The organism is Komagataeibacter xylinus NBRC 15237 (assembly GCF_001571345.1).
GTDB classification, from domain to species: domain Bacteria; phylum Pseudomonadota; class Alphaproteobacteria; order Acetobacterales; family Acetobacteraceae; genus Komagataeibacter; species Komagataeibacter xylinus.
This window is the reverse complement of the sequence record NZ_BCTP01000009.1, coordinates 35,946-52,948: the sequence shown is the minus strand read 5'-3', so window position 1 is coordinate 52,948 and position 17,003 is coordinate 35,946. Positions and strand designations below refer to the sequence as shown.

Annotated in this window: 16 protein-coding genes; 7 read left to right on the top strand and 9 right to left on the bottom strand. The window is 62.4% G+C overall.

Going from position 1 to position 17,003, the window contains the following annotated elements; all coding sequences use genetic code 11:
* Positions 1 to 85 precede the first annotated feature (85 nt).
* Entirely contained in the window at positions 86 to 496 is a 411-nt protein-coding gene (gene apaG / locus GXY01S_RS05635; protein ID WP_061272983.1) for a Co2+/Mg2+ efflux protein ApaG, read from the top strand.
* A gap of 56 nt (positions 497 to 552) precedes the next feature.
* The gene (gene folE / locus GXY01S_RS05630) at positions 553 to 1,158 is read left to right on the top strand and encodes a GTP cyclohydrolase I FolE (RefSeq protein WP_061272846.1); all 606 of its coding nucleotides are present in this window, start codon (positions 553 to 555) and stop codon (positions 1,156 to 1,158) included.
* Positions 1,159 to 1,261: 103 nt separating this feature from the next.
* Here folE and GXY01S_RS05625 read toward each other — a convergent pair whose 3' ends face one another.
* A complete protein-coding gene (locus GXY01S_RS05625; protein WP_061272844.1) occupies positions 1,262 to 1,843 on the bottom strand; it encodes a DJ-1/PfpI family protein in 582 nt (193 codons plus the stop codon).
* Between the two features lie 99 nt (positions 1,844 to 1,942).
* Entirely contained in the window at positions 1,943 to 2,494 is a 552-nt protein-coding gene (moaB, locus tag GXY01S_RS05620) for a molybdenum cofactor biosynthesis protein B (RefSeq protein WP_061272841.1), read from the bottom strand.
* Positions 2,495 to 2,755: 261 nt separating this feature from the next.
* Here moaB and GXY01S_RS05615 point away from each other — a divergent pair, with 261 nt between their 5' ends.
* From GXY01S_RS05615 to GXY01S_RS05605, 3 genes are all read left to right on the top strand, one after another.
* Positions 2,756 to 4,237 (top strand): carbohydrate porin, encoded by a 1,482-nt coding sequence (locus tag GXY01S_RS05615; RefSeq protein ID WP_061272838.1) that lies wholly within the window; start codon positions 2,756 to 2,758, stop codon positions 4,235 to 4,237.
* 209 nt (positions 4,238 to 4,446) lie between these two features.
* On the top strand, positions 4,447 to 5,430 hold the full coding sequence (locus GXY01S_RS05610) for a phosphotransferase enzyme family protein (RefSeq protein ID WP_061272835.1): 984 nt from the start codon (positions 4,447 to 4,449) through the stop codon (positions 5,428 to 5,430).
* A 466-nt stretch (positions 5,431 to 5,896) separates the two neighbouring features.
* The gene (locus tag GXY01S_RS05605; protein WP_061272832.1) at positions 5,897 to 6,082 is read left to right on the top strand and encodes a hypothetical protein; all 186 of its coding nucleotides are present in this window, start codon (positions 5,897 to 5,899) and stop codon (positions 6,080 to 6,082) included.
* 58 nt (positions 6,083 to 6,140) lie between these two features.
* On the opposite strand, the gene GXY01S_RS05600 is transcribed toward GXY01S_RS05605, so the two are convergent.
* From GXY01S_RS05600 to budA, 5 genes are all read right to left on the bottom strand, one after another.
* A complete protein-coding gene (locus GXY01S_RS05600; protein ID WP_061272829.1) occupies positions 6,141 to 6,572 on the bottom strand; it encodes an NUDIX domain-containing protein in 432 nt (143 codons plus the stop codon).
* Positions 6,573 to 6,665: 93 nt separating this feature from the next.
* Positions 6,666 to 8,360 carry an alpha-keto acid decarboxylase family protein gene (locus tag GXY01S_RS05595; protein WP_061272826.1) on the bottom strand — a complete coding sequence of 565 codons (1,695 nt, stop codon included), beginning with the start codon at positions 8,358 to 8,360 and terminating at the stop codon, positions 6,666 to 6,668.
* A 129-nt stretch (positions 8,361 to 8,489) separates the two neighbouring features.
* A complete protein-coding gene (dld, locus tag GXY01S_RS05590; protein WP_061272822.1) occupies positions 8,490 to 10,223 on the bottom strand; it encodes a D-lactate dehydrogenase in 1,734 nt (577 codons plus the stop codon).
* A 201-nt stretch (positions 10,224 to 10,424) separates the two neighbouring features.
* Entirely contained in the window at positions 10,425 to 12,116 is a 1,692-nt protein-coding gene (gene alsS, locus GXY01S_RS05585) for an acetolactate synthase AlsS (RefSeq protein ID WP_061272818.1), read from the bottom strand.
* Between the two features lie 75 nt (positions 12,117 to 12,191).
* Positions 12,192 to 12,995 carry an acetolactate decarboxylase gene (gene budA, locus GXY01S_RS05580; RefSeq protein ID WP_370664426.1) on the bottom strand — a complete coding sequence of 268 codons (804 nt, stop codon included), beginning with the start codon at positions 12,993 to 12,995 and terminating at the stop codon, positions 12,192 to 12,194.
* A 224-nt stretch (positions 12,996 to 13,219) separates the two neighbouring features.
* On the opposite strand from budA, the gene GXY01S_RS05575 reads away from it, so the two are divergent.
* Positions 13,220 to 13,627 (top strand): hypothetical protein, encoded by a 408-nt coding sequence (locus GXY01S_RS05575; protein ID WP_242501156.1) that lies wholly within the window; start codon positions 13,220 to 13,222, stop codon positions 13,625 to 13,627.
* A 54-nt stretch (positions 13,628 to 13,681) separates the two neighbouring features.
* On the opposite strand, the gene GXY01S_RS05570 is transcribed toward GXY01S_RS05575, so the two are convergent.
* On the bottom strand, positions 13,682 to 14,011 hold the full coding sequence (locus GXY01S_RS05570; protein ID WP_061272812.1) for a chaperone modulator CbpM: 330 nt from the start codon (positions 14,009 to 14,011) through the stop codon (positions 13,682 to 13,684).
* Positions 14,008 to 14,919 (bottom strand): DnaJ C-terminal domain-containing protein, encoded by a 912-nt coding sequence (locus GXY01S_RS05565; RefSeq protein ID WP_061272809.1) that lies wholly within the window; start codon positions 14,917 to 14,919, stop codon positions 14,008 to 14,010. The genes GXY01S_RS05570 and GXY01S_RS05565 overlap by 4 nt, the downstream gene beginning before the upstream one ends.
* 279 nt (positions 14,920 to 15,198) lie before the next feature.
* Here GXY01S_RS05565 and GXY01S_RS05560 point away from each other — a divergent pair, with 279 nt between their 5' ends.
* Positions 15,199 to 16,968: a Na+/H+ antiporter gene (locus GXY01S_RS05560; RefSeq protein ID WP_061272806.1), complete on the top strand. Its 1,770-nt coding sequence runs from the start codon at positions 15,199 to 15,201 to the stop codon at positions 16,966 to 16,968.
* The last annotated feature ends 35 nt before the right edge of the window (positions 16,969 to 17,003 follow it).

Genomic DNA, 17,003 nt, shown 5'->3' with positions numbered 1-17,003 from the left:
ACGCAGGAGCGTCGCCACCATGAGCAAGAACCGGCCTTTCCTTCCCCCCGGCGGGGAAGGTGCTGACGCAGCACTAGGCGAGACACTGGACAATACACCGTGTTTCGAGGCGACGACCGACAGGGTGCGCGTGGTGGTCCAGACCTTCTGGCTCGATGACCAGTCCGAACCCGATGAGCACCGCTATGTGTGGGCTTACCGGGTGCGGATCGAGAACCACGGCGACACGGCGGTGCAACTCCTGCGCCGCAGCTGGCGCATCGTGGACGGGCAGGGCCGGATCGAGCGCGTGGAAGGCGAAGGCGTGGTGGGCGAGCAGCCCCTGATCGACGCCGCCGCCAGTTTTGAATACATGTCAGGCGCAGCCCTTGAAACGCCAACCGGCTTCATGGGCGGGCAGTACCACATGATCCGCCCGGCCAGCCGGGAGCATTTCGATATCAGCATCCCGGTCTTCAGCCTCGACAGCCCGCACCACCCGACCATCCTGCATTAAGTTTTTCCTTCCGTGGCCTGTCCCTGCGGCAGTCCCCTGCAACAAGAACCCACAGCATGACCCCCATCGATTCCCGCCCCACCCGCACGGAAGCAGAAGAAGCCGTACGCACCCTGCTGCGCTGGGCGGGCGAAGACCCCGGCCGCGAAGGCCTGCGCGACACGCCAACCCGCGTGATCAAATCCTATGGTGAATTCTTCGCAGGCTATGCCGAAGACCCGGTGGACATGCTGCGCCGCACCTTCTCGGAGGTGGATGATTATGACGAGATGGTGCTGCTGCGCGATATCCGCGTGGAGAGCCATTGCGAGCACCACATGGTGCCCATCATTGGCGTAGCACACGTGGCCTACCTGCCGCGCAAGCGGGTTGTTGGCATTTCCAAGCTGGCCCGCGTGGTTGATGCCTATGCGCGGCGCTTCCAGATCCAGGAACGCCTGACCGCACAGATCGCCAACACCATCAATGAAGAACTCCAGCCCTATGGCGTGGGCGTGGTGATCGAGGCGGCGCACCAGTGCATGACCACGCGCGGTGTGCACCGCCCTGGCGTGTCGATGGTGACCAGCCGCATGCTTGGCACGTTCCGCACCAACTCCGACACGCGGCGGGAATTCCTGTCCATTCTCAACCGCCCGGCCATGAGCAGCGCGGGCATCTGAAATCGGTCCGATATAAAAGTTTTTAGGTGCTGCCTTTTTGAAAAAAGGCAGCGTCTTTTCAAAGCTTTTTTCAAAAAGCTTTGCCCAAAACCTTTATCCGTTTTTAGCCAAGCGTAACCTTCGCCCCCAGCACGGCAATAAACTGCGCAAGCCATGCCGGGTGCGCGGGCCATGCGGGCGCCGTGACCAGCATGCCATCGGTCACCGCTGCATCAATCGCAATATCGGCATAAACGCCGCCAGCCAGTTCCACATCGGGGCGGCAGGCGGGATAGGCGGAAACCCGCCTGCCTGAAATGATGCGGGCCGCCGCCAGAAGCTGGGCGGCATGGCAGATCGCGGCCAGAGGGCGATCGGCAAAGGCGCGGACGAGTGCGATCACCCCCGCATCGAGTCGCAGATATTCCGGCGCGCGCCCGCCGGGCAGGATCAGGCCCGCGTAGGCGGCGTGGTTGATGGCCTCAAAATCAGCATTGAGCACGAAGCGGTGGCCCGGCTTCTCGCTATAGGTCTGCGCGCCCTCGAAATCATGGATGGCGGTCAGTACGCAATCGCCCTTCTTCTTGCCCGGGCAGACCGTATCAACCGTGTAGCCGAGCATGGTCAGGGCCTGATAGGGCACCATGATCTCGTAATCCTCGACATAGTCGCCTGCCAGCAACAGCAGTCTTTTCGTACCCGTCATGCCTGTTCTCCTTGACCTGCTTCACCCTGATCGATGCCGCCTTTCTGAATAGAGACGGCGCTCACAAACCGTTATCCTTCTGCCTGGCGGCGCCCCGCCTCAGTCCGCATGGCCGGGGGGCAGATGCTCACGCAGTCGGGGCATGAGCTCAACAAAATTGCAGGGCACATGACGGCTATCGAGTTGCCAGACCAGAATGTCATCCCACCCGTCCTTCACCGCGCCGGTCGACCCGGGCAGGGCGAACAGGTAGGTGCCGCCCGCAACGCCTGCGAGTGCGCGGGACTGGATGGTGGAGGTGCCGATCTTCTGGTACGACAGCATGCGGAACAGTTCGCCAAACCCTTCGATGCGCTTCTCGATCACCCGGTCGAAGGCTTCCGGTGTGACGTCACGGCCGGTAACGCCCGTGCCCCCGGTGGAAATGACGACATCGACCTGCGGGTCGGCAATCCAGCCCGACAGCGTCGCCGCAAGCTGCTCCGCGTCATCGGGCACGATGGCGCGTGCTGCGACTTCATGGCCCGCCGTGGCAATGCGCGCGACCAGGATATCACCTGACCTGTCGGTTTGAGGCGTGCGGGTATCGGATACCGTGAGCACGGCGATGCGAACGGGCAGGAAAGGTTTTTTCATATCAAGGCGTGACATGGGGCCATGTTCAGCATTCCCACGGGGTTGCGTCAACGGGCGGCCGGGCGGGGTATGATATCATTGGCCCGGACAGGGCAAATGAGTAATATGTGAGAACAAACACAAAATTCTGATGTATTTGTGCATTGCACAAAAAAACACCGTCAGGAATAGTAACATTTTATATAAATCTATTGATATAACAAAAAAAATATCTTTACCAATATTTTGTAAAACATTAGTTCTTATACAATTCCCCTGCCAAGGTTTATATTCGGCATGAAATATGCTACCGATATGCGAATGACCCGAAGATTTATCCGCTCTTTTGCGCTGCTCCCCCTGTTTCTTCTTGCTTTTTTCACCTGTGGCGAAGGCGGTGCCTGGGCACAGGCCATTCCGGGGGAAGGCCAGGGCGTGGTTGGCGCACAGCCGAGCCTCAACATCAATTCACGCCGTAATGTTACAGTGCAGGATCCGGGGCAGTTTTACAGTGCGCCCTACGGCAACCAGCACTTTTTTGGCGACTGGGCAGGGCTTCAGCCCTATCTGCAGAAGCACGGCGTGCATATCGAGGCCGACGTGCATGAGGAACTCGCGGGCAACTTCCACGGCGGCGCGCAAAAAGGCGTGACCGATGCGGGCCAGGTCGGCGTGGAAATCGATATCGACTGGCACAAGCTGGCAGGCGCACCCAAGAATTTCTGGACCCATACCATGATCGTGAACGGTCATGGCCGGAACGAAAGCACGGACAACATCCACGATTCGCTTGGTGGCGTGCAGCAGATCTACGGCGCGCGTGGTAACGTGGTCGCCCACCTTGTGTACATGTATGCCGAACAGTCGCTGTTCCATAACCGGCTCGACATCAGCGCGGGCTGGATTCCGGTGGGCAGCTTCTTTGCCGCCTCCCCCCTGTTCTGTGACTTCATGAACGTGTCGATCTGCGGCAATCCCGCGCCGGGCAAATACGTGCCGGGCGGGCGCGACTGGCCATCGGGCAACCTTGGCGTGGTGATGCGCGTCATGCCTACGGTCGATACCTACATCATGGCCTCGATGTTCGCCGTATCCCCGCATTCCTTCAATGGCGGCATCTCGGGCTGGGCCTGGGCGCAGAGCGGGCTGGGCAAGTTCTCCACCCCGGTGGAATTCGGCTGGTTGCCCGAATTCGGTAAAAGCCACCTCGCCGGTCACTACAAGGCGGGTTACGGCTATGACAACTCGCAGTACAACGACCTGTATTCCGACATTAACGGCAACTCCGCCGTGCTGACGGGCCAGCCTTTCCGCAAGCAGTCCGGTGTCAGCACCGCGTGGTTCCAGGCCGACCAGATGTTCATCCGCAACGGCAAAGGCCCGACCAACGGCCTGATCGCGCTTTCAGGCTTCATGTATACGTCAGGCAAGGTCTCGGCGATGAAATACCACGCCTGGGCAGGCATGGTGGAAACCGGCGCCGCCTGGGGCCGCCCGCTCGATACGGTGGGCGCCATGTTCCATTATTTCGAGATGAGCCGCGCCTCGGTGCTGCAGCAGGAATCCTCGGTGCTGGCGGGCACGCCCTTCCTGAACAACCAGTGGGGCAAGGTCTGGGGCATCCAGACGCATGAAGACGTGTATGAAGTTTTCTACAACATCCATACAGCGCGCGGCATGAGCTTCCAGCCGGATTTCCAGTATATCAACCGCCCCGGCGGCACCACCACCTATCATGATGCGGCGGTGATGGGCCTGCAGTTCAACTGCATTCTCTAAAACACTGTTTGAAAACAACTCATTGATAAAAAATGAGAAAAGTTTTTGGGTGCCGCCTTTTTTCAAGAAGGCGGCCTTCTTCGAAGCTTTTCGAAAAAAGCTTCGCCAAAAACTTCCTTATGATTCCTTGATGTTTCAGGGCTGACTTTTCAAACAGTCTCCAACCCAGCCTTCATCAATACGCGCCCAGGCGGTATGGGAGAGGGATCATGACCGATCCCGCCTCCCTTTACCGGCTGGCCCACGCAGCGCTGGCCCAGTACCCGCTGCGTGATGCCCAGCCCAGCCTGCTTTCCATTTCAGAAAACGTCGTCTTTCGCATCGATACCCCATCGGGCCCGCGCCATGTGCTGCGCCTGCACCGGCCCGGCTATCATACCGCCGCCGAGATTGGCAGCGAACTGGCCTGGCTCGATGCCCTGCATGCAACAGGGCTGGACGTGCCCAGGCCCCGGCCCGGTCGTGATGGCGGGCGCATCCGCACCCTCTGCGGCACTGATGGCATACCCCGCCATGCCGTGCTGTTTGACTGGATGGAGGGCACCGAACCCACCACCGATGTCGATCCCGCCGCCTTCGCCCGGCTAGGGGGCGTAACGGCCCGCCTGCATGCCCATAGCCGACAGTGGCAGCGCCCGCCCGGCTTCACCCGCAAGGTCTGGACCCCTGCCACCATGACCGGCCCCGATGCCCCGTGGGGCTGGTGGCCCGATGCGCCGGGCATGACCGATGCCGGACGCGACCTGATTGCAGGCTGCCTGCGCACGGTTGCAGCGCAACTGGCGGATTATGGCACCGGGCCTGCGCGATTCGGGCTGATCCATGCCGATCTGCGGCTGGCCAACCTGCTGATCAGCGGCACGCACACCCGCCTGATCGATTTTGATGACTGCGGCATAAGCTGGTTCATGCAGGACCTGGCGGCAGCGCTGAGTTTTTACGAAGACCATCCGCAGGCTCCGCGCTGGGTTGACCACTGGCTGAGTGGTTATGGCACCATGGGCGACCTGACGCAGGCTGACCTTGATATTCTGCCAGCCCTCGTTATCCAGCGCCGCATCCAGCTTTTGGCGTGGACCGGCACCCATGCCCGGACCGAACAGGTGCGCAGCCTCGGCCGGGACTGGACCGGACGCACATTCGCCCTGTGCGAGGCATGGAAGAACGGGCGCCTCCTGCGCCATCTCGGCTGAGACGCTGTTTGAAAACAACTCTTTGATAAAAAATGATAAAAGTTTTTAGGTGCCGCCTTTTTTTTCAAAAAGGCGACGTCTTTTCAAAGCTTTCTGAAAAAAGCTGCACCAGAAACTTCCTTATGATGCCTTGATGTTTGCCGGGCTGATTTTTCAAACAGTCTCCGTGGGCCAAGGCGAGCCGCCCGGTTTTTTTCGGCCGGGCGACAAAATTTAGATAATTTTTTAATTCCTGTGGACCGATAAAGCGCCCAGATTACTTTCCGGAAAGGTTCAGGAGGAACATGGTCCTATTCCTGAGTTTCATATGATAAATTAAATGTGAACGAAAAAGTGAGCTTTCCGCGCCAGTATGTCTTTTATGCCTCAATTCCGACATGTATGAACATTAGGTAATGTGTCGCTCGGTTAACAACCCGACTCACCGGAGCTTGTCCTGTCCTTGGCACATAACGGAAAAACAGCAATGACCCCTGCAGTTGATACGATCGCCCCGTCTGCCGCAGCTTCATCCATCGCAGCCGGTGCCCTTCCGTTAATCACGGATGAAATCCCGACCCGGTCCCTGACCACGCGGATGATCCATGCCCGCCACCGCCGTGCCCTGCTCGATTATGCCCGCACGCTCGACACGGCAGCCGACCCGTCCTGATCCTTCGCCTATCTGAGACCCAATCGCGCCCGGCAACCACGACAAAAATCAAACTTTGTCATTTTTTACAATTCAGGGTTGCCCGAAGCGCCAGTTCCTCCACCGCGTAACGGGTGGGGGTTGTCAGGTTTTCCGGCAGGGCATCGCACGCGAACCAGCGCGGCCCCTCATGCTTGTCCGGCTCCATCAGCCGTGGCTCGCCCTGCCAGGACGTAACCAGATAAACCGGGGAAACCCAGAAATGCCCTGCCGTGGTGTCGCGTTCCTCCACCAGGCATAAAAATTCCGGGGCTTCTACGCGCAACCCCACTTCCTCCTCAATTTCGCGGGCCATTGCCTGGCAGGTCGTCTCGTTTGCGTCCACCTTGCCGCCGGGCAAACCCCAGCACCCGGCCTGCGGCTGGCGCAGGCGTTTGAGCAGCAGAATTCGCCCATCCCCATCAATAATGGCAGCGCCACAGCCCACGCGCGGGCCGGTCTGTCCGGTCATGTCAGCCTTCCTTCTGCAGTTGATGCGTGGCCCATACAGCAAGGGGGCGCCCGTAGGCACCCCCCGCTTTCAGGCCATGAAGGCATGCATGTTTCAGCGCGCGGCAGGCGGCCGGGCATTGGCGGAAGCAACGCGCCGCCCCCACGAGATCAGGTCGCTCGTGCAGTCATCACGGTCGATCTGGCATTCGATCAGGGTCGGGCCTTCCTTGTTGGCGAGGGCGGCTGCAATCGCCTTTTCCATCTCCGCACCCGTGGTGGCGCGGAAGCCCAGGCCGTGGCCGTCCTCGGCGTTGAACACCTTCATCAGCCCGGCATAATCCCAGTTCTTGACGTTGTTGTACGGGCCGTCATGAATCTGGACTTCGATGGTGTAGCCCCGGTTATTGACCAGGAAGATGATGACCGGCAGCCTGAGCCGCACCATCTGGGCCACTTCCTGCGCGGTCAACTGGAAGGAGCCATCGCCGATCATGGCGATGATGCGCCGCTCCGGCTCGGCCACGGCGTAGCCGAAGGTGGCGGGCACGGACCAGCCGATATGGCCCCACTGCATCTCCAGTTCCACGCGCGCGCCACGCGGCAGCTTCATCTGCATGGCGTTGAACCACGAATCGCCCGTCTCGGCGATGACCGAGGTGCTGGATGTCAGCAGCGCCTGAATCTGGCGCGCCATCTCGGCACGTACCAGCGGGGCATCGGGGGCGGCAGGTGCCACCGGCGCCACGGGCGCCTTGATGCGGTTGTATTCAACCAGCGTCGCATCCTTTTTGGGCTGGCCCTTGATGCGGGCGATCAGCGCATCAATCACGTCGCGCAGGTGCACGCCATCATAGATGGTGCCTGCCGCCTCGATATGCCGCGCCTCCATCAGCGCCACGTTGTCGCCCTTGGGCCACGCGGTCCAGCCAACGGTGGAGTAATCATTGAACACCGGGGTCAGGCACAGCACGCCGTCCGCCCAGTCAAAGATCTGCTGCGCGCCGGGGCTGCTTACATCGCCCCAGTAGGTACCGGCATAGGCCGGGTGATCCTCGGGGAAGAAGCTCTTGGCCGCCGCCATGCTCACCACGGCGCAGCCCAGCGCATCGGCCAGGCGGATGGCCGCTTCCTCGCAGCCCGCGGCCCGCAGGCGGCTGCCAACCAGAATGATGGGCTTCTTGCGGGCATCAAGGAAACGGGCCAGCGCATCAACTGCCACTTTCAGCGTGGCGGGGTCGGACGGCACATCGGCCAGGATGGCGCTGACCGGGCCAGGGCGCGAGCAGGGCTGGGCGGACACGTTGCACGCAATCTCGATATAGGCGGGCTTCTTCTCGCGCAGCGCCGTGCGGATGGCGTGGTCGATCTGCACCGGCGCATGCTCGGCCGAGGTGATGGACACCGCCGCACAGGTCAGGCGTTTGGCAATTTCAAGCTGGTAGCCATAATCCGGCGTGCCGGTGGTGTGGTGCAGGATGTGCCCGCTGCCGTGGTCGTTTGAATTGGGCGCGCCCGAAATCAGGATGACCGGCAGGTTCTCGGCATAGGCGCCGCCAATGGCATTGAGTGCTGACAGCGCGCCCACGCTGAAGGTGACAACCGCAGCGCCCGCCCCGTTGGCGCGGGCATAGCCCTCGGCGCTGAAGCCGCAGTTCAGTTCATTACAGCAATAGACCTGGCGCAGGCCCTCGATTTCAAGAAGCTGGTCGAGCAGGACGAGGTTGTAGTCACCCGCAACAGCGAAATGATCCTTGAGCCCGATCTGCGCCAGGCGTTCACCAAGGTAATGGCCAACTGTATATGTCATTATGACGACTTTCCTTCCCTTGCGTGGCGGGCGCGTCAGGCCGCGCCCCTCCCCCAACGGGGGGAGGATCCACATGAATGGCCCGCAGCCGGGCCATCATGCCAAAAGCACGGTAAGGCTGTTCGCGCCTTACCCTACGCTTTCGGCAACCCAGTTCCGGCGCTTGGTCGCCTGACCAATGCCGGGATTGAAACAGTTGCACGGGTCAAGCTGGCGGTAATGGGCCAGCACGTCCTCGGGTGCCTGATAGAGATGACCGAAATTATGCTCCGCCGGATAGCGCGCGCCGCGCTTGTCCAGGCCGGGCAGCATGCGGTGCTCGAGCGCAACACAGTCATAGCCCTTACGCACCACGTAATCCTGATGCATCACGTGGCACAGGAAATGGCCGTAGTACAGCTTGACGATAATCTCGTCCTCGATGTCCTTGGGCAGCACCTCGAACCACTCGCGGTCGTTGCGGCGCAGCGCCACGTCGAGGGCCACGATGTTCTCGGTGGTGTCGGCATGGACATTGCGGTACCGCACGGCGGCCCCGGCGGCGGCAAAGCGGTGCAGGAAGGCCTTGGCCCCTTCATCGGGCGTGCATTCGAAGAATTCGCCTTCATGCGTGGCGAAATGGCTTTTGAGGAAGTCACGCGCCTCCTGCGCGCCCGAGGCGCTGACCTTGAGCATGAGGTGATGCTCGAAGCGATCACGGTAGTCACGCATGCGCGCGGGCAGGTGCTGCGGGAAGAAGTGGCTCATGAACTGCATGAACCGGTCGCTGAAATGCTTGGGCAGGAAGCCGATCCTGTCCGCGATGCGGTCAAACGCATTTTTCATGGCGAACATGGCGGGCAGGCGGCTGGTGCCGATCATGCGGATGATGACGAAAGTGTCCTTGCCGTATTTCTCGGCAATGTTGAACGCATCGCGGTGCAGGTATTCGCCTGCGATCGGCAGTTCCTTGAATTCGGACAGGATATGGCGGCGCACATCTTCAAGCACATCGGTCTGGTTGGTGCCCATATAGAAGACGACCGGGTCTTTTTCCGCCTCGAACGTGTCAAGCCGCACGGCAAACAGGCCGAGCTTGCCCGCACAGCCAGCCCCTTCGTGCAGGCGCTGCAGGTCGGCGTTGAAACGGGCGGGCGTATCGGCGTTCACGTCGCGCACATGGGTGGCGTACCCATCATCATGCCCGCGGCCAGCCTGCCAGTTGATGCTGGCATCGGGGAAGTTGCCTTCCTCCGCGTGCTTGAGGATCTCCTCGGGGTCGGCACCGAGTTCGATGCCAAGGTGGTTGACGAGTTGCAGCTCACCCTGCGGCGAGACCTGGGCAAACAGCGCCATGTCGGTATAGGCCGGGCCACGACGCACCAGCGCACCGCCTGAATTGTTGCTGACCCCGCCAAATACCGAAGCGCCGATGCACGATGAGCCAATGACAGAATGCGGCTCGCGCCCGATGGGCTTGAGCATGGTCTCGAGCTGGTCGAGCGTGGCACCCGGCAGGCACACCACCTGCCTGCCACCGCCAATCAGGTGGATCGTGCGCATGCGCATGCTGTGCACGATCACGATATCACGGTCATAGGTGTTGCCATCAGGCGTGGAGCCGCCGGTCAGCCCGGTATTGGCCGCCTGCATGATCACGATCACGCCTGCCTTGACGCAGGCCTGCAGCACGCGCCACTGCTCCACGAGCGAGCCGGGCATGACGACCGCAAGGGCGCGTCCCTCACCAAAACGGAACCCCCGCCTGTAAGGAAGGGTCGCCCCATCCTCGGTCAGCACATGATGGTTGCCCACGATCTGCTGGAGTTCCGTAACCAGTTGCGCGCCCGTTGTGGATGCCATGTCCTGTGCTGCTTTCAGCATTTTTACTTTCCCTCGGTGCCATTCCCTCGCGCCCGCTTGCCTGTCATGACCTGGGGGCATTCGTGAAATGATGTTTTGTAGTCTGGCATGTTCCGCATCGGGCGACGTGCGCATAAAATGCTGATGTCGCATGCCCAAACAGAACGGCCCGCCCGCCGGTCAGGGCGTGGCGGGCCGGTTTGAAATACGCCGGGCCGGGTTTTACGCCGCGGCCGAGGTCTCGCCAAGGGTTGCCAGCGGCTTCATGAGCAGATGGTTCTGCGAGTAATCCACCGGCACCGAAATCACCACCGGGCCTTCAATGTCCATGGCCTCGCGCAGGGCGCCGGCCACGCCATCGGCGGAATGGACGGCAATGCCGTGCGCGCCGCACGAGCGGGCGAACATGGCGAAGTCGATCGGCCCGAAATCCACGCCCGAGCCGCGACCGTACTTCTTCTTCTCCTGCATCTCAACCATGTTGTAGGCCTGATCGACCCAGACCATGTGGATGAGGTTGCACTTCAGCCGCACCGCCGTTTCCAGCTCCATGCACGACATCATGAACCCGCCATCACCTGAAATCGAGATGACCTTCTGCCCCGGATTGACCAGGCTTGCGGCAATGCCCCACGGCAGGCCCACGCCCATGGTCTGCTGGCCGTTGCTGATCAGCATCTGGCGCGCGCGGAAGGACAGCAGGTAACGCGCCAGCCAGATGTGGAAGGTGCCCATGTCGAGGCACATCGTCACGTCCGGGGTCACGAACTGTTCAAGCTCGCGCACGATCTGCAACGGGTGGACCGCAGTGTTCGAGGTGCTGCGCGCGCCTGACAGCGCGGCAAGGCGGGTGGCGTGATACTGGCTCAGGATCTCTTCAAGCTGCGGCGCACGCGCAAGCTTGCCTGCCTGTGCCGCCAGCGCCTTGATCGACGCTGCGATATCGCCAATCAGTTCGACAGCCGGGTCATAATGCGTGTCGAGTTCGGCGGCGACGACATCGACATGCACGATCTTGCGGCCGTTATCGACATTCCACAGCCACGGATCATATTCGATCGGGTTGTAGCCGATCGAGATCACGAGATCGGCCTCATGCAGCAACTGGTCGCCCGGCTGGTTGCGGAACAGGCCCACGCGGCCGCCAAAGCGGTCGGACAGTTCCTGCGATACCGCACCGGCAGCCTGGTAGGTACCAATGACCGGCACGCCCGTGGTCGCCACCAGCGCGCGCACCGCGTCGGACACATCGGGGCGGCTGGCCAGCAGGCCGAGCAGGATGACCGGGCGCTGCGCCTTGCGGATCAGGCCGAGTGCCTCGTTGATGGCCTCGGCCGGGGCCGCGCCATTTCTGGGCAGTTCGCGCCCGGCCAGCACCTTGCCTTCCGCCGGCATGGACAGGATATCCATCGGCGTGCTGACAAAGGCGGCGCCGGGGCGACCGCTCTCGGCAAAGCGCAGCGCGTTGGCAATGGATTCGGACACGGCGGCAGGCGAGGTGATTTCCGCGCTGTATTTGGTAATGGGCTGGAACAGGGCCACCGTATCCATGCTCTGGTGGGTCAGCTTGAGGCGATCGGCCAGCTTCACCGCGCCACCGATGGCCAGCACCGGGTCGCCTTCGGAGTTGGCGGTGGCAAGTCCGGTCACGAAGTTCGAGGCGCCGGGACCGGATGTTGCGATGGCAACGCCCGCCTTGCCGGTCAGGCGGCCAATGCCACCGGCAATGAAGGCGGCATTCTGCTCATGGCGGGTCACCACCGTCTCGATCGGGCTGTCAACCAGCGCGTCGAACAGGCGGTCCACCTTCGCACCGGGAATGCCGAATACGTGGGTCGTGCCGTGCGCCACGAGGTTGCGCACGATCATGTCCGCCCCGCACTCAGGCGCGGCCGATTGGGTCTTGTCAGTCATTGTTCCAGCTATCCTGAAAGATTATGTGCCGCAGCCTTGGCCGCCGGGCAGGGATGTGGCGGGAGGGAGGGCCCCTCAACCGCCCTCGGCCACGCGAATGGCCTCGTGAATGTTCTCGGGTGAAAGGTTGGCCTTCGCGAACTGCTCGGTGCGGGGCAACTGGATCTCGACATCGGAGATGATGCCCACCTCCAGCCTGCCCTTGAGCACGGCGTAATCGGTCAGGTGGCCGCCACGGCGGCCGTCTTCGGTCAGGAAGTGCAGGTGGTAGCCCGCCACGTTCACGCCCTGCATGTAGCCCGGCGTGCGGAAGCCGAGCATGGTGCCGGCGGCCGCGCCAAGCTGCATGGTGGGCTGACGGCTGACCACCTCGAGCATGGGCGGGTACGGGTGGCACTGGCAGAACACGGTGCGGGTCTCGACACGCTCGAACAGGCCGGTAAAGCGCACGGCGGCAAACAGGTTGGGGTTGTTGACCAGACGGTCGACAATCGCCTCGAAGCCTTCCTTGTCCTGTGCCGTGTCGATCATGTACTCCTTCTCCGGGTTGAAGAAGGTGACGCAGGCGAACGGGGTCTTGAGGTCGCCGGGCACGCGGCCGGCCTGCCCGTCGGCGCGGAACTGGTGGATGACGCTGTCATTGACGATCATCTCGCCATCGAGCGCATTGAACGTGCCAAGGCCGAAATTGCCGTGCTGCAGCAGTTCGTCAAGCGTGGTTTCCCCATCATAGACGGCATCGAGCAGCGCGGCCATGGTGGAGGTCTGGTACAGGCGGTTCATGCGCGGACGCACGCCCGTCGCGTCAGCGGCGCTGGAGCGGGTATCGATATCGCCTACCGAGTAGCATTTCAGCTTCAAGACCTGGGTCTCCTGCAACGGGGCGGCGGCGCAGTAGCACGACCTGCTTCCCGATCATGTGTAGATGGCACGATGATGGTGGGGCAGGTTGTTCAGTACGTCCAATATATATTCAAGGCTATTTCCATATATAAAATATATGGGATGGCACGGTCCGCAGGGCGGCCACACGGGGCTTGCGACTTGCCCTGCCCGCGCCCCGCCTGCATTGTGAACGATCAATGAACAGGCAGGATGACCCGATGATGAAACCCCTCCACATGGCGATTGCAGCCCTGGGCCTGACCGGCGTGCTCGCGGGTGCTGGCGCGGCACGCGCCGACCAGCCCGACCCCAAGCCCCCCTATGGCCCCGGCGCCTATACGGGCGACTGGACGGCGCTTGGCCTCCAGCCCGTCACCATCACCGCCAACAAGGCGCTCGGGCCCGCGGCACGGCTTTACCTGAAGCTGCCGGATTCGCTGGGCAAGATCACGGGGCTGACGGGCCGCACCATCGAGCTGAAGGTGCAGGATGACACCTCGCTGCGCTCGGTCAATGACGACCCGCGCACCGTCTTCCGCCTGACCTCGCCCAATGCCGCCGACCTGCAGATGCAGGGCGCCAAGTCGGGCCAGAAGCTGGACCTGCCGCTCAGCCGCGCGGACTGAGCCAGGCAAAAACCCCCGTGGCCGGATGCGCTCACGGGGGGGGGGCAGGTCGTATCAGTCCTGCGCGCTGGTCAGCAGGCCGCGCAGGCGCGAACGCAGTTCGTTCTCACGCGGAATGCTGATTGCCTCGCGCAGGCGCAGCATCTGGCGGCGGGCGGCGTAAAGCTGGTCGAGCAGCGACAGCACCACCGGCATGCCCTCGTCATTGATGCCCATGTCGTCGCGCAGTTCGATGATCAGCCGGGCACGCGCCTCGTCAATCTCACGGAACAGGTAATGCCCCGGCGCGCCCTCGGGCCGCAGCCAGTCGCTGTCGATCCATGCCTGCACGTCACGCTCGGGCACGTTGCCGATGCGCAGGCACAGGGTCTCGATCGTGATCATGCCTTGCCCTCCGCAGGCTCTGCCTTCCCGCCTGCCGTGTCATTGCGCAGGAATTCCTCCAGCGCCGGGTCGATTTTGCCCAGTGTCACGACCAGCTTGACATACAGGTTGCCCGCCTCGGTCTTGCCATGCGCCTTGACCCCGCGCCCGCGCAGGCGCAGCACGCTGCCACTGTCGGAATGGGCGGGCACGTTCATCTTCACCGACCCCGCGGGCGTGGGGATGGTGATGCTGCCGCCAAGCACCGCCGTTTTCAGGTCCACCGGCAGCGACATGCGAATGTCGTTGCCATCACGCGTGTAGGTGCTGTCAGGCGCCACGGTGATGGTGATCAGCGCATCGCCCGCAGGCCCGCCCTGCTGGCCTGCATCACCCTTGCCGCGCAGGCGCATGACCTGACCATCGGTAATGCCGGGCGGTATCTTCACATCAAGCTGCGTGCCGCCGGGCAGCGTGATCCGTTCCGTGCCGCCATTGACGGAAACAGGGAAGCTTACGGTCAGGGCGTACTGCCGGTCCGCCCCCTTCATCGGCCCCTGCGGCCTGCGGCGGAAGCCACCGCCGCCGCCACCGAACATGCCGAAGATGTCGCCAAGATCCTCTTCCGAGAACTGGCCACCACCGTAATGGAAGCCCTGCGGCCCTTCGGCATGGTCGCGGTAACCACCGGCAAAGCCTTTTTCCTGTCCGGTTTCATCAATTTCGCCCCGGTCGTAGCGCGCGCGCTGCGCCTCATCGGACAGCAGGGCATTGGCCGCCCCTATGGCCTTGAAGCGTTCTTCGGCCACCTTGTCGCCGGGGTTGAGGTCGGGGTGGTACTTCTTGGCCAGCTTGCGGTAGGCCTTGCGGATATCATCCTGGCTGGCCGTGCGCGTCAGGCCGAGTACTTCGTATGGATCCTTGCTCACTTAAAAATCATCCCTCCGTCAGGAATGGGCCTGCCCGGCCATGCGCCACGCCCGTGCCCCCTGAACACCATCAATACAGCCTTGCGGCCCTTCATGCTTCAATAATGGGAAGTAGGGCAGGCAGGGTCAATGAAGGGTGGGGAAATCTTCGATCCACGCATGGCTGGCAGAAGAAAATAACACAACAGGAACTTCAAAATAACATCTTTTGTATTTTTAATTCATGCAAAAATGAAGTATTTCCACAATGAAATAGAACTATAAAAAAGACCACGCCAGATGCATGCCGTTTTCATCACCCTTGCATTACTGACCGTTACCGGGATCAGCAGCCTGATTTCGCGCGTGGGGCGCATTCCCGTGCCCCTGCCCCTGATCCAGATTGCAGTGGGGGCCATCGCGGCCCTTGCGGGGCTGAATATCGGCTTCGACCCCGACATGTTCCTGCTGCTGTTCATTCCGCCACTGCTCTATGCCGATGCCTACCGCATGCCGATGCGCGAGTTTGGCGAGCTGCGCAACATCATCATCATGATGGCGCTGGGGCTGGTGGTGTTCACCACGCTGGCCTGCGGCTACTTCATCCACTGGCTCATTCCCCCCATCATGCTGCCCGCGGCCTTCGCGCTTGCCGCCGTCATGTCGCCTACCGATGCGGTCTCGGTGGGCAGCATGATCGAGGGCGGGCGGGCACCCGCGCGCGTGGTGCACATCCTGCATGGCGAGGCGCTGCTCAACGATGCCTCGGGGCTGGTATGCTTCAAGTTCGCGGTGGCGGCGGCCATGACGGGGCTGTTCTCGTTCCAGCAGGCGCTGGGCAGCTTCATCTTCATGGCGACGGGCGGCATCGTGATCGGCATCGTGGTGGCGTGGGCGGCGTGCCGGGCGGAGCACATGCTGCTGGTGCGCGGCTATGACGACCCGCCCACCCACATCACGCTGGCCATGATGCTGCCCTTTGGCATCTACCTGCTGGCCGATGCGGTGCAGTGCTCGGGCATCCTCGCCGCCGTGGCGGGCGGCATGACGGTCAAGTTCACCGGCGTGATGAACGAGGCCCGCACCGAAACCCGCCTCAAGGCCACCACGGTGTGGGACATGGTGAACTTCACGTTCAATGCCGTGATCTTCCTGCTGCTGGGGCTGCAGTTGCCCGACCTGGTAACCGGGGGGGCCGCCATCGCGCGCGCGGGCGGCATCTCGCCGTGGTTCCTGATCCTGGCCATCGTGGGCATCCAGCTCATGATGAGCCTGATCCGCTTCGCGTGGATCTGGATTTCCATTTCCGCCCGGCGGCTGTTCGCCCGTCTGCGCCACCGCAACACGGTCATCCCGTCCGCGCGCAACGTGCTGCTCATGACCGTGGCGGGCACGCGCGGGGCCATTACGCTGGCGGCCGTGCTGTCGCTGCCGGTGGCAACGCTGGCCGGCCCCGGCTTTCCGGGCCGCGACCTGCTGGTAACCCTTGCGGCGGGCGTGATCATCTGCTCGCTGGTGCTGGCGAGCGTGGCCATTCCGCCGCTGCTGCACGGCATGAGCACCGATGAGGACGACCCCAGCCTGCACGAGCTGGACATGATGCGCATCGAACTGGCGCAGACCGCCATCGAGGCCCTGCATGCCGAGCAGGCAGTGCTGGCGCAGCAGGAACTCGACACCATGCCTGATGGCTCGGAAAGCGTGGACCTCAAGCAGGAAGCCATTGGCCGCCTGCTGCACGAATACCAGGACACGCTGCGCAGGCTGGACAATTCCCGCGCGGCGGAAGCCAGCATCCGCGCCACCGCCATCCGTGAAAAGCGGACCGAGCTCGCGCTACGCTTCCGCCTCATCCGCCACATGCGCGAGCGGCTGCACATGCGGGTGGTGCAGAAACTCATCAATGACGAGACCGAGCTGACCATCAACCAGGAGCTTGATTTCATCGAGCAGGAACTCCAGATCGAGGCCCGCTCCCTGCCCCGCCCCGATGGCCTGCCGCATGCCAGCACCCATGGTGGCGCAGCCCTGCCTGAAACGGGATGCATGGCACCCGCCCTGACAGACTGATAAAAGAGCCTCCACCCCGCCCCGGCAGACCGAAA